This window comes from Paenibacillus oenotherae, assembly GCF_019443105.1.
Lineage (GTDB): Bacteria > Bacillota > Bacilli > Paenibacillales > Paenibacillaceae > Paenibacillus_Z > Paenibacillus_Z oenotherae.
Genome location: NZ_JAHZIJ010000015.1, coordinates 87100 through 100639 on the forward strand (window position 1 = coordinate 87100; position 13540 = coordinate 100639).

Sequence of the window (13540 nt, forward strand, 5' to 3'; positions counted from 1 at the left end):
AGTAGAGCGTCTAAATTTAAACCCGTAATCTACTTCTTGCAGTTATCATTAGCGATAATTCAACTTCCCCATCAATTTGCATTTATGAATATTTGTCTTGCTCCTGGTGAGGTATATATATTGATGAAGGATCATGTACATAGAGTGGATGAGATTACATTCCCACCTTATAATTGTGCCAGCATCCCTTCGATTATTGTTTGGGTCACTTTGTCTTTCAAATACATATCGAACCGGACAAGCTCGTCGATTCTACTTGTCCATAATCCTTTCTTTATCAAACTTAGTTGTCGTTTTAGTTTAGCCTTGCTAATCGCAGGAAGTCTGTGGCATATTTGTTCGAATGTCCATTCTTCATCTTCAGTCCATTGATAGACCCCTTGTCTTTCCCTGATGAAATTGGTTATCACGTCTACCAACGTAAGATAGAGATTCTCTTTTCTATGTAACTGTTCAGAAGTAGTTACCCGAGTTTGAATGATTTGCAAACAGACCATCACATTTTTCAATGTTCGTACTTTTTTGTTTTGAATCTCTTGCATGAACCATTTGCGGAGTTTTGGATTTAATAACCACTTTGCAAAATCACGTGGCCAATGCGTTTCAGATAGCATATAGTTAAATAGCAGAGATGCTTGTGTTTGTTCGTCTAATTGTTTCATCGAGTCCTCGACGATTAGAATTTCTTTTTTGATTTGACCTAGCAATTCAACTTTCTTGGTTTTTTTTTCGCCACTCTGAAGGGGTTTCCATATTATCAGCTGTTGAATAATGCTTCTTAGTTTTTTCGTCAACAAATAATAACCAATATTTTGTCGTAGACTGTCCTGTTTGTCCTTCATCAAAGGAATGATCCAATGGGTCGGAATATGGATAGGTAAGTCAAAAGAACATAAATTGAGCAGCAAAAGTTTTGATTGGTCTGACATTAATATTTCCTGGAATTTTTCTGATTCTTCTTTATATATGATTTCTGCGACCAGAAAAAATTCGATGTAATCCCAATAATAAAATTCTCCGACGAATCTTCTTAAAAATTCATATTTATTTTCAAACGAACCATCAGACCATGAAATATTAAACCTAAATTTGGAATCGTTCCCTTTCACGAGTATAGTCAAACCGCCATACAAGAAGGAAATCAGTCGATGTTTCTTCAAATGCAATCGTACTATATCAATCTCATCAAGGTTTCGTTTCAAGAGTACCATTGCAAAAACTGCGGTATATAATGGTTTCCTTCTTCTTTCCTCCTCTGGTAAATGATCAAGAAAGTTGGAAAATTCTTTGATCCAGATTGCCGATGGTTTTCTTCCGAAAACTTTTTTTATACGTTTGTTTATCGTATTGTAATTTTGTATTTTGTTCCATTTATCATGTAAAATTGATTTAAACTCATTCATCGTATCCCTATTCATTGCCAGTTGTCCTTTCATACACTACTTATATCTTCAATATTCGGCAAGTTCGAAAATTGTTTTAGCTCATCAAAAATATGACGCGCGCTACCTTTATATAATTTATGTATACAATAATAATTGCTGTCCAGTGAATTCAAGGAGGTTCCTATGGATATTCCCGTTACAAATTCTTCTTTATCTAGGATAAATAAAAACCTATCATGGATGTATTGTTTTGTCTGATAGAACCGTATTCCTAAGGATTTGTCTTTCTGTTTCTTCATTCGAATCGTAGGATCTTCTTTGGTTAGATATGAAAATTCTTTAGCAGTTACAGGGTTACGTTCTGGTTTAGAAGGATTGTTAAAAAATACGATGTTTTTTTCATCAGCGTGTAGGAAAGCAAAGATCCTAATCCAATCAAGTGAGTAATGGAGACCATTTCGATCCGAGAAATAAGAATCAAAAAGCCATATTTGCTTACTTGTTTTTTTTAATTCCTTTTGGATAAAATCCATTGCTTTTTGTATTTCATTGGGCTTGACAAACAATGTGTCCTGATTCATTTCCTCTTCGTTCAGTTTTCGGCGAATGCTTACTTCGGAACGTTCAAGCTTTTCTTGTATAATTGGTCGCTTTTCACCAATGGTCGTTTTCGTACTGCTCCCTTGATCTTCCACCCTGAAGGCTTTCCCCAATTTTTTTAACGGGATGTCGTGTCCTCTCTGTAAGACGGTCATATTCATTACTATATTTCTCAAATAAGTAATGCCTTTGTAAAAATAAACCAAGTTTTCGTCATCATAGATTTCGATGTCATGGTTATTCCAAGACACATTTGACAAGACTTCAATTTCCCATCCTGGGGGGAAACCGGTAGCTTCGATCATCCTTGTACATACAACCATGTCATTTTGTTTAAAGTGGACGATAATCAGATCGCAAGCATGATTCCCTTTTACAATAATTCCTTCTTCCTTTAGTGCGTGTAAATTCGTTTCAAAGCTAGAATAAAACAAGACATTACCGAAACTCATAGGGGTTTTGGAAAAATCGATTCCAGTGTATTTCTTAGAGAAAGAACAAATTTTTTGAAAAGTAGGAACATCTACTTTCAGCTTGTATTCTTTGTCCTCAGTAAATAGACAGTTTGGTTTATGAATTGAAACGATTTGTTCTAGAAATGCACAGGCACTTTCACCATATGGATTCAAAGCGTTCGCGTTTCCCAATAATCCTTTAATAGACCAACCATTAAGCATATATTTAGCCGGCTCTTCGTCGGGGACGACCTTTTCCTCGAAAACGAGTTGAAAACGCCCGAGTTTTTCCGACACTTTTTTATGTCGATTTCCTACATCTTTATCGAAACCTTTATGGTATATAGTGATGATTCTTTCACTGCCATAAGATATCACTTGTTCAAGCATCTACTTACTTCCTCCTGTTAGTCTATTTAATTAACAATTATAAATCATTTTGTAAGTTTGGGCTCCGGGAAAAACTTTAGCATTTTTCAGTTGGAACAAATATTTTTCAAGAAAGGACTAGTTCGTGCTGAACGATTGTAGCGAAAGGTGTACGAGAGCTCAAACCCGGATACAATCTACAAATCGGAATGGAAAACCAATGGAAGCGGCTATGAAATGAAACTGCGTCACTACAAAAGCTCCGACTGTACCGACTGGTCTGCTCAAAAGCGACTACACGAAGGCACAGGGAAGTCGGGAGATTTGGTGAGCCTGGTCTACTTTCGTCAGAAGCAACGGGTGCGAGATATCTTAAAGAGCGAGGGAGGCTACGCGCTCTTGGTTTGTCGGATGATTGAGTCGGAGAGTGTGTTTGGTCAACTGAAGAACAACCGGGGATTCCGGCGCTTCCTGCTGTTTTAACGGTTCACCAAAGGAAATGACCGAATCATGTCGAAATCATTGATTAGTTCAATGAGTAGGGGGAAAAAGACAGAGATGAAATGGATTGGAAAGCTCATTCTGATAGCCGCCATCTTGATTGTCGGCGGTATATTCGTCTATCGGACATTCGAATCTCCCGTCAATACCTATACGGTGACGATGGACGGCATGACGATGCCAGCGGTGACAGGCAAACAGTATTTGCAGCTGTTCGATGAAAACAAGATGCCGCACGATATCTTGTTGAAAGGCGTCAATATGGGGATTGCCAAGCCGGGACATTTTCCCGGAGAGACCGCGATCTCGAAGGATGAATATCGGAGATGGTTCGAGCAAATCGGAGCCATGAACGCCAACGTCATTCGTGTGTACACGCTGCATCCGCCGGGATTCTACGAAGCGTTAGCGGAATACAATGCCAAGGCGAAGCATCCGCTGTACCTTCTGCATGGGACATGGATCAATGAAGATAAGCTTGGCGCTTCACAGGACGCCTATGATCCCGATCTGAATAAAGAGTTCATACAGGAGATCCATCGCATCATCGATGTCATCCATGGGGAAGCGAATATTGCCGCACAGCCGGGGCACGCTTCGGGCCAGTACCGGGCGGACATCTCGAAATACGTGCTCGGCTGGGTGCTCGGCGTCGAATGGAACCCGGCCATCGTGAAAGCAACGAACGACAAGCATAGCTCGGCGCGCGATTTTGAAGGACGGTATTTCAAAACTGCACAAGCTTCTCCGTTCGAAAATTGGCTCGCGGGCATTATGGAAGAGACCGTCTCTTACGAGGCTTCGCGATATTCGTGGCAACGACCGATCAGCTTTACGAATTGGGTGACGACCGATTTGCTGGATCATCCGTCGGAGCCGCTGCCTGAAGAGGATATGGTGTCCGTGAATCCGAACGTTATTGAACCGACAACGGCCTTTCACGCGGGCTATTTCGCCTCCTATCACGTGTACCCGTACTATCCGGACTTTCTGAACTATGAGACGAAGTATACCGAGTATAAGAATCAACAGGGAGCGAAGGACAGCTATGCCGGGTATTTGAACGACTTGAGGAAAGCGCATCGCATGCCCGTCGTCATCGCCGAATTCGGAGTGCCGTCTTCGCGTGGCATGACGCATCGCAATATCTATGGATGGAATCAAGGAGCGCACTCGGAACAGGAACAAGGAGAGATCGACGCGCGGCTGTTCGAAAATATCCGAAACGAAGGCATGGCTGGCGGACTTGTATTCTCTTGGCAGGACGAATGGTTCAAACGAACCTGGAACACGATGGAATTGGACGACCCGGATCGCCGGCCATTCTGGTCGAATGCGCAAACCAGTGAACAGCAGTTCGGATTGCTGAGCTTTGATCCCGGCAATAAGCCAACCATTCAGGTGGATGGTGAAACTGGGGATTGGGACAAAGCCGGCATCGCGTCCGTGCCGATGCAGAGTGCCGGGCCGGTAAAGGCTGCGGGCGAGGACTACGAGGCGCAAAAGCTCGAACAATGGTACGTGGCCAGCGATGAGCGATACGTCTACTTCCGGTTGGATTTCGGCAAGGACAATCAACCGTTTGATTGGTCCAAGACGGGCACGATGCTGCTGCTCGACACGATTCAGGACCAAGGACAGCACCAATTGCCGGGCGGCAGCGGACTGAAGACGGAAGCGGGCATCGATTTCGTCATCGACCTCAAAGGTCCGAACAAATCCAGGCTTGTTGTCGACAGCTATTATGACCCGTTCTACTATGAGTATGGAGAGCTGCTGAACTTGCTGCCGAAGCAGGATCATGCAAACCAGAAAAACAACGGCGTGTTCCACAAGTCGATACTGGCCTTGAATCGGCCGTTGGATGTGCCTAATGTTCATGGACAAACGCTGCATTTGCCCTTGGATAGCTATGAAACGGGACTCTTAATATTCGGGGACGGGAATCCTGATCACCCGGCGTTTCACTCGCTTACGGACGTCTCCTACAACGAGAAGGCGCATACGGTTGAGCTTCGCATTCCCTGGCAATTGCTGAATATGAAGGATCCGAGCACGCGGGAAGCGATGGGGGACATTTGGAAGGAGGGGCTCGAAGGCAAGACGATCATCCCGGGCATCAAAATTGCGGCGGTCACTTACCGCCCGGACAGCACCAATAGCCCTGATGAAGTCGGCGGATCCGATCTCATCTTCTCCACCGCCGGAATATCCGAAGGCCAGCTGCTGCAGAAGGATATGGCGGAATACAGTTGGAACACCTGGGAAGTCCCGACCTACCATGAACGGTTGAAGCAATCGTATTATATTTTGCAGAACCTCTTCCGGACGGCCCAGCCCATCCCAGCACAATAGAATCGCAGAGGACGGGGGCTGTCCAATAAGTCCAGCATCCAATGAGTCAGTCCAATTGATGTGAAAAGATGCCTCCAAAACCACTCTAAAAGATAAAAGTGGGGCTGGAAGCATCTTTTCATCTTATAGGGGTCTTAATGGGACAGCCCCGTGTTATGACGCTGCATCTCGCTGTTTGGAATTGATGGCGCTGCCCTTACGGGTCATTTCGCCCCATTGATGCCTCTTGCCCCTGATCGCCTCGATCAAGCCGATTAAGCGCCAGTATGCGGCGATCGGACGGTACCAAAGCGATTCGGTGAAGGCGTAGAAGAAGAGCCGAACCAGATCGGAGACTTTGCGATAGCGATTCCAGCTCCATTCCTCAAGCAGAACTGCGCCCATCGACAAGATCATACCATACGACAGCATCGCCAGCGCTAGCAGCAGCGCGATCTTAATCGACAGTGTTCCCATAAACAAACCGGCGGCAACCAAGACATATCCAAAAAACTCGATGATCGGCCCCAGCAGTTCTACGACGGTAAAGTAAGGCATGGCGACGAGGCCGATTCTTCCGTATTTCGGATTGAAAATCATTCGTTTATGCCGCCAGAGGCTTTCGAACAGTCCGCGATGCCACCTGGTCCGCTGGCGCTTCAGAATTTTGAAGTTTTCCGGCGCCTCCGTCCAGCATACGGGATCGGGGACGTACACGATTCGGGCTTTGCTTTTTTCCTCCCGGATCATGGCGTGCAGCCGCACGACGAGCTCCATATCCTCGCCGATTGTACCCACCTCGTAGCCGCCCGCCTTCACGACCCAATCTTTCTTGAAGACGCCGAACGCCCCGGAGACGATGAGCAGCAAGTTATATCGGCTGAGCCCGATCCGCCCCATCAAGAAAGCCCGCAAATACTCGATTACTTGCATCACGACGATCGGATTGCGGGACAACGCGACATTTTGCTCGCCAAGAAAACCGCTGTCGACGTAACTTCCGTTTGCGATGCCGACGCTTCCGCCGGTCGCGATAATTTCTTCGCCGGGCTTAGCGTCGATGATCGGCTTCATGACTTTAATGAAGGCATTGGGATCGAGCACGGTATCGCCGTCGAGCGATACGAAATACGGGTGCTTCGAGATATTGATCCCCGCGTTCAACGCGTCGGCCTTGCCCCCGTTCTCTTTGTCCACCAGAACCAGATTCGAATAACGGGCGGAGCGATAGACGGATCGGATCGGCTTCGTGTCTTTTAAAGACAAGAGGACTTTATGCTCGATCTCGACCATTTGAAATTCTGAAATCATGCGTTGAACGGTCTCGTCCCTGGAACCGTCGTTCACGACGACGATCTCGTACACTTTATAGTTGATCCCGAGCAAAGAACGTACGCTCCATACGATGTTCGCCTCCTCATTATAGGCAGGCACGATGATGGACAGCGGCGGAGTGATGCTTTCGTTCAAGACGTTGTCGTATTGGATGTTTTTTAATCCTTTTTCTTTATAAAGCTTCTTGAACGAAATCAGGAGCAAGGCGAGATAAAGCAGCGTTACGCCGACCACGTAAATCGTGATCAGAAGCGTGATCCCATGAAACAGAGCGATGAGCAGATCAAGTGTTTTCCCGTTCATAGCTTCTCCTTTCCAAGGTTTCGCTCGCCATGCTTGCGGCAAACCGATCTGAACTGGTGATGGAGATGCGCCGAAGCACGTCAAAACCGGATTTATAGCGGGAGATGGATTCCCCCGCCTGTTGACGAACAGAATAGTCCGAATCGCTCATAAGCCGCTCTAAATGGGCCAAATATCGCTCTTCCCGGACCATTCCCATCAGCTTTGCTTGCATCAGTCTTTCAGAGGACGAATCCGCGGATTCGTCCTCGATTCTCGCCATGAATCGTTCGACAGCCCCAGGACTCATATAACCGAAATTGGCTATCGCATGGAGGCACCGCCCCCGCAGCTCGGCGTCATCCGCGAACAGATGATCTTCCAGAAGGCCGAGCACCACGTTCGATCTTGCGTTCCGCAGCCTTAACACATCGACCATGCAGCGCTGAATCGGAAGGGGGAGCAGGTGGAATTCCAAGCAAAGCTGCTCCAGCGCGTCGTCGCTGAACGGAAGAAGCAGCTGCAGCAGCTGCTCGCCGGAATAGGACGCTTCGCTTTGCATGAGATGAGGAATAACCTCGTCTTTCAGCCCGAACACGGCGAAAGCGCGATAAATGAGAAATCGTTCGTGTTCGGTGCATTTGGGCGCTTGCAGCAGCTCTTTCAGGTCGGGAACCAAATCTTTCAATCGAAACCGCTCGATGCCAAACAATGCATTCATTCGCTTGCTCCACCTGCGGCTCTGCAGGGCAGCGCGATAAACGGATGCATACTGAAGTGCCGCGAACGCAAGAATGCGCTGCTCTTCGGTTTTCGATTTCGTCGCGAGCAGCCGCTGCAGCAGCAAATCTTGAATCGCTTCCTGACGGAGCGCCGATCCGGCTTTCAATTGCCTCGAGACGAATCCTGTCTGCAGAAACTGCAAAATACCCGAAGCTTCGCTTTGAGACTGGGACACGCCTATAAATTCGGCCAGGCGGCGCTTTTTGCGATTGCCGGCTATTTTGGCGAAGAGCAAATACAGGAATAGCAGCATAAGCACTGCGATAAGAGCTAGATTGATGACAGCCAGAACGTTGATCGCCCGAACGATTCCGCTAATCATCAGGCCATCCCCCGGACAAGTCTTCGGACCCGGGCTTCCAATTCGACGAGACTGAACGGCTTCGTCAAATAATCGTCGGCGCCAGCTCTCATCGCTTCGGCGACTTCGCGCTCGTCGTCCACGCCGGTTAACATCATGATCAGATAGTCGCGTTTCGGATAATCGGCCCTGATTCGGCCCAGCACTTCAGCACCGTTCATTCTCGGCATCATCCGATCCAGAATGAGCAAATATTTGCCTCTCCCTGCGTGCCATGGATCCTGGAAAAAGTGCTCCCCGTCCTCAAAGCAGCGAATATCGATTTGATTGAGTTCTTCCAAATCCGAAATTTGCTTGGACAGCACGTTGCGCAGAAGAGCATCATCGTCCACGATGGCGATGTTCAGCCGTTTCGGCCGCTTGGAATCCTGCATGGCCGACACGACCGCATGAACGTTGTCATCCAACGAGACATCCGGAGCGATTGCCGACACCCCGGCGGATACCGTGACGGAGAAGCTGCCCGCAGGATGCTCGTGGACGGAGTCCGCGATCAGCCCTTGCAGCTCTTGAACGAATGGAGTCGCTTCGTTCTCGCTTCGGCCGGGAAGCCACAGCAGGAATTGATCAGCGAATCCTCTTGCCAATAACTCGTCTTTCCTCAACCGGCTTTGGATCGTAGCAGCCAACCATTGAAGAAGACGATCGCCGGCCTGGTGCCCGTAACGCTCGTTGATCGCCCCGAACCCGTCGATATCGAGCACCGCGAGCGAACAGCAGGCGAATGGTTCCCCGGCGAGCGAGAGGCGCTGCAGCTCGTATTGCTGGTGAAGGAAGCTCGTGTTGTATGCGCCCGTCAATTCGTCGAGCAGCAGCAGCTTTACGACCTGCTTTCTTTTGCGCAGCAGCCTGCCGACACGTGCGATGAATTCATCCAGATCGATCGGTTTCGGAATAAAATCGTCGACGCCCGCTTCATAAGCGCGCAATCGTGTTTCTTTATCGATATTGCCGCTCATGAGAACCTTCGGAACGAGACTGACGTCCATATGAGGGGCGATTTGCTGCAAGAAGTCGAAGCCGCTTTGTTTCATCACAATATCGGAGATGACGCAATCCGGCCTCATCTCGTAAAACCAGGCGAATCCTTTGTCCGGATCGTCGGTCGCGAGCACTAGCCACCCTTGTCCCTCCAAGACTTCTTTCAGAATCATCAGCAAGTCCAAGTCGTCGTCCACGAGCAGGATGAGCGGTTTGTCCGTCTCGGATTCTTCCTTTCGTTCGACAGGCAGCGGGGGGTGTTCCGTTTTCGGTTGCGGGGCCTCCTGCGTCGGTATTAGCTGGACGAATATGGACAGCAAGCGCGCCGCTTCCTCCGAAGTCCAAGTCTTCGTATCCTCTTCCCGGATGTCTGCCAGCAGGTTTTCCGCAATCGTGCTCCATTCCGGCAGTCCGATCGTCCCCGCCGTTCCTTTGATCGAGTGGACGAACTGGTAGATGTCCCGCTGCGTAATCGGCTCGTTCGAAGAAGTAAATCTGTCATAGGAATCTCGCATCTTGGTATAGAACAGGCGTTGAAATTTATCCATAGAATCCCTTTCCGTTATCATTCGTCGTCTTGCGGATCGATTGAACAAGCGATGAAATCTTCGCTTACTTTCCATTCCTTGACTTGCAAGCCTTGATCCTCGAGGATGCTCTTGACCTTGTTCTCGTCTTGATAGGGGAGAACCCAATTTGCCCCCGGGACTTTCTCGCCGAGCATATTGTTGATGAGCCGCAGCAGCTTTTCTACGTTGAACGGCTTCTGGAGATACTTCTCATTCGGTTTCTCGATAAAATCGGCCGGCTGCTCCAGCACCGATGCGATGATCACGGGCGTCGTCCGATAGGTTTCATGATTGAGGAGCGAGTGAACGAAATCCCAGCCGGTCTTCGCGCCTCTGAGCTGGAGATCGACGATACAGAGCAGCGGAGCTTCCCCTTTCGTATGGGCAAGACTGATGATCGCTTCCTCCGCCGTCTCGATGTGCAAGGACGGGTGCTGGTCGTTTTCCAAAGAGGCCGCGATCATGTTGTGCAAGTTCTCGTCGTCCTCCAGGATAAGAATCCGATTGCTTAACGACTGGATCGGGTAAGCTTCGAACGTAACGGCAAACGTGCTACCCTCTCCTAGTCGAGATGTAAACTCGATGCGGCCGCCATGCGCCTCCACGATCTCCTTGACGATGGCAAGTCCCAGTCCCGTGCCTCCGATTTCCCGGCGATCGGTATTATCGACTCGGTAGAACTTGTCGAACAAGCGGTCTTTTGCTCCTTCGGGGATTCCAAGACCGTAATCCTGGACTTCGATCCGAACGATGTCCCCGGAAGTGACGACTCTTACGTCGATGCCGGTCGCTTGCGGCGAATATTTGATCGCATTGCTGATTAAGTTATGAAGGACCTGCGTCAATTGGCCTTGATCCGCTTTGACGAAACTCGCGCGTTCCGAAAGCTCCAGCCTGATTTCATGGCTTTGTTTGCTCTGCCATGTCGCCGCAACCTCTTCGATGAATCTGTCAACGTCGATCGGCACAAGCTGGAGCTTCAAGTTGCCCGATTCGATCCGCTGAAGATCCAGGAAATCATTGATCAGATTCGACAGCCGGTTCGCCTCTTTGTACACCGTCTCCATGTAAACCTTCTGTTTCTCGGGCGTTACTTTCCGATGCAGCAAAATCTCGATGAAGCCGATGACGCTCGCCAGCGGCGTCCGAAGCTCATGTGAAACGATGCTGACAAATTCGCTCTTGAGCAAATCCGCCTTCTCCTCCTCGGTCCGATCGCGGAAACAAAGCAGATAGCGACTGCCGTGAATTTGATCGTTCAAGGCGCAGCCATAGAGCTCGTAATAGCGGACGGCGCCGCTGTTTGAAGCAAACGAGAATTGTTCTCTGAATTCCGACGCTTGACCGCGAATCGCATGCTGGATTTTGTCCGCGATCGCATGGTCCTGATCGAGCGCGGTGCCCATTTGCACCGGGCCGAACAATTCGACGAATCTGCGGTTCGCGAACAGGACTTCCCCTTGTCCGTTGCACATGATCATGCCTTCCTGGGTGGACGAGAGGATGCCATCGACCAGTTCGCCTTGCTCTTGCAGCGCAAGCTTTTCTTTCTGTAATTCGTCATTCAGGACCGCGAGCAGTTTCGCGTTTTGCAGCCGATCCTCTTGCGCCAATTGCGCGAAGAAAGCAAGCGAGAATTGTTTGACGAGCGCTTCGGCGACGGACTGGTTATGCGGCGTACCGGTATGCGAGCCATAGCTGGTCAGCAGCAGAAAACCGGTGACATCGTCTTCTTTGCTATAAAGCGGATAATAATCGTCGTATGCGAACTCGTAACCGGCGTGCACACCGCGTTCCATGCCGGAAAGCGGCCGCGCACGTCGCAGGTGGTTTTTCTCCGTGATCGCTTTGGCAGCCGGTCCGTAGAGTTCCGAGATCCGCTCGCCAGGAAGAGATTGCGAATAGCCATAGGTATAAAGGATGTCATACGTACCCGGTTCCCGTTGGTTCTTCAGGACGACCATGGAGCTGTCGTGCTTCAACACTTCGACTAAAGCAGGGACGGTATGTTGCAGGAACAACGCCATATCCCCGTATCCCGTCAACAACTGCTGATACCAGTTGATGAGCGAAAGCTGCCGTTCTTTTTCCGTCAGCTTGAGCAGAATTTCTTCCTGCTCTTGCTGCTGTGCGAGGATCTCTTCATTCTGGGCTTCCAGTTCGTCATGCTGTTCCGATACCAGCCGCAGCTGCGCGTTCAGGTCATTGTCCCGGCGCTCCAATTCGACGGCCATGCGGACGATGCCGTTCGTCAACTGGCCGATTTCGTCCTCCCTATTCGAGGACGCCAGCACGTTATAGCTGCCGGAACCAATCTCTTCGATCGCCTTTTTGATGAGCAGAACAGGGGAGATGACGTAACGATGAATATATCGCAACAGCAGGAAAGCGATGGCGAGAAAACCGATCAAGATGCCGACCTGGATCACGATCAGCATCGTGCTTAACGCTCTCTCTTCCTTCAGCAAAGCGTGGATGGCCTGCTGCTGCTGCGTGCGGATCGCATCGAATTCGTCTCCGATCTGATTCAAGAGAGGCGTCGTGATCGTCTGGGACAGCGTATTGATTTCGTCCATTTGCTCTTCTTTTTTGAGCGCAATCCCCTTGTCGATGTTCGAAAAATAGTTCTCCGCCAAGTCGGCGATCCGAGCAATTTGCAGCGAGGTTGCCGTATCGCCTTCATATCCTGTTTGCCATGCAGGGAGTGCAGAACGGAACGACTTGCGCGCGTTCTCTTCTTCCGTATGGAACTCTTCGCGTCCATACGCGATATACCCCCGATAGTTCGATGCGACCTTTTGAAAATTCCATTCGACCTCGACGGCTTGTTCCTGCTTGTCGATCTGAGTCTCGATTCGGTCTCTTAAGCCCGAAAGCCGATTGTAGACCGTGAAATCGATAAGTATGACGACAAGGGAAAACGAAATGAACACGATCCACGACCATCTGGCGATGTTGCTGGCTATGCCTCTTTTATCCTTATTCATTGTGATTATTTCCTTTGGGAATCAGCTGTTCGACGATATCGAGCAGGTTCAGCGGGCTGAACGGTTTGACTACATAAGTCGTAACGCCGGCTTGTTTGGCGCGTTCCCGGTCCTTGTCCTGCGCTTTGGCCGTTAACAAAATGACGGGCTTTTCCCGGTTCGGATTGTCGGATCCTCGCAGCCACTCGCATACCTCGACCCCGGTCATCTCCGGCATCATGAAATCGAGAATGATAAGGTCGAACTCCGCTTGCTCCAATTGCGCTTTCGCTTCGCGGCCGTCGGCCGCTTCCGCGACCGCGTACCCTTCGTCCGTTAAAGTTTCCGTCAATAAAAAGCGCAAAACCGCTTCGTCTTCCGCGATTAACAGATTGATCATAGTCATTCGGGTTTCCTCCGTGGACACGTAGTAATGTCGATCATATCTAAGCTTCGACTTTTTTCGCGCGGTTTCCTGCAAATTTAGACAAAATGAACGAAAACGTACAAACTCCCAAGCTACGGATTTTTCATGTTTTATTGAAAGCGGGGATGAAAAAAAGGGGGAGGCGATAAGATACCTGCAAATGTGCATGAATTTTGGTTACAAGACGCCATA

9 protein-coding genes are annotated in these 13540 nt (G+C 49.1%); 2 read left to right on the forward strand and 7 right to left on the reverse strand.

Annotated features, from left to right (window positions below):
* Nucleotides 1–167 precede the first annotated feature (167 nt).
* Both K0T92_RS18365 and K0T92_RS18370 read right to left on the reverse strand, forming a co-directional pair.
* Nucleotides 168–1436, reverse strand: coding sequence for a hypothetical protein (locus K0T92_RS18365; protein ID WP_219873931.1), 1269 nt, complete (start codon nucleotides 1434–1436; stop codon nucleotides 168–170).
* Nucleotides 1433–2830: a hypothetical protein gene (locus K0T92_RS18370; protein WP_219873932.1), complete on the reverse strand. Its 1398-nt coding sequence runs from the start codon at nucleotides 2828–2830 to the stop codon at nucleotides 1433–1435. The genes K0T92_RS18365 and K0T92_RS18370 overlap by 4 nt, the downstream gene beginning before the upstream one ends.
* Before the next feature lie 147 nt (nucleotides 2831–2977).
* Here K0T92_RS18370 and K0T92_RS25120 point away from each other — a divergent pair, with 147 nt between their 5' ends.
* A complete protein-coding gene (locus tag K0T92_RS25120) occupies nucleotides 2978–3292 on the forward strand; it encodes a transposase (RefSeq protein ID WP_343223740.1) in 315 nt (104 codons plus the stop codon).
* A 75-nt stretch (nucleotides 3293–3367) separates the two neighbouring features.
* The gene (locus K0T92_RS18380; RefSeq protein WP_246628257.1) at nucleotides 3368–5665 is read left to right on the forward strand and encodes a glycoside hydrolase family 113 protein; all 2298 of its coding nucleotides are present in this window, start codon (nucleotides 3368–3370) and stop codon (nucleotides 5663–5665) included.
* Between the two features lie 153 nt (nucleotides 5666–5818).
* On the opposite strand, the gene K0T92_RS18385 is transcribed toward K0T92_RS18380, so the two are convergent.
* The 5 genes from K0T92_RS18385 to K0T92_RS18405 are packed head-to-tail and all read right to left on the reverse strand — an operon-like array spanning nucleotide 5819 to nucleotide 13327.
* A complete protein-coding gene (locus K0T92_RS18385) occupies nucleotides 5819–7282 on the reverse strand; it encodes a glycosyltransferase family 2 protein (protein WP_219873933.1) in 1464 nt (487 codons plus the stop codon).
* Nucleotides 7263–8366 (reverse strand): HEAT repeat domain-containing protein, encoded by a 1104-nt coding sequence (locus K0T92_RS18390; protein WP_219873934.1) that lies wholly within the window; start codon nucleotides 8364–8366, stop codon nucleotides 7263–7265. Before K0T92_RS18390 ends, K0T92_RS18385 begins: the two co-directional genes overlap by 20 nt.
* Nucleotides 8366–9934, reverse strand: a complete 1569-nt coding sequence (locus K0T92_RS18395; protein WP_219873935.1) for a response regulator — start codon at nucleotides 9932–9934, stop codon at nucleotides 8366–8368. The genes K0T92_RS18390 and K0T92_RS18395 overlap by 1 nt, the downstream gene beginning before the upstream one ends.
* Nucleotides 9935–9951: 17 nt before the next feature.
* Nucleotides 9952–12942 carry an ATP-binding protein gene (locus K0T92_RS18400; RefSeq protein WP_219873936.1) on the reverse strand — a complete coding sequence of 997 codons (2991 nt, stop codon included), beginning with the start codon at nucleotides 12940–12942 and terminating at the stop codon, nucleotides 9952–9954.
* Nucleotides 12935–13327 carry a response regulator gene (locus K0T92_RS18405; RefSeq protein WP_219873937.1) on the reverse strand — a complete coding sequence of 131 codons (393 nt, stop codon included), beginning with the start codon at nucleotides 13325–13327 and terminating at the stop codon, nucleotides 12935–12937. The genes K0T92_RS18400 and K0T92_RS18405 overlap by 8 nt, the downstream gene beginning before the upstream one ends.
* Between the last annotated feature and the right edge of the window lie 213 nt (nucleotides 13328–13540).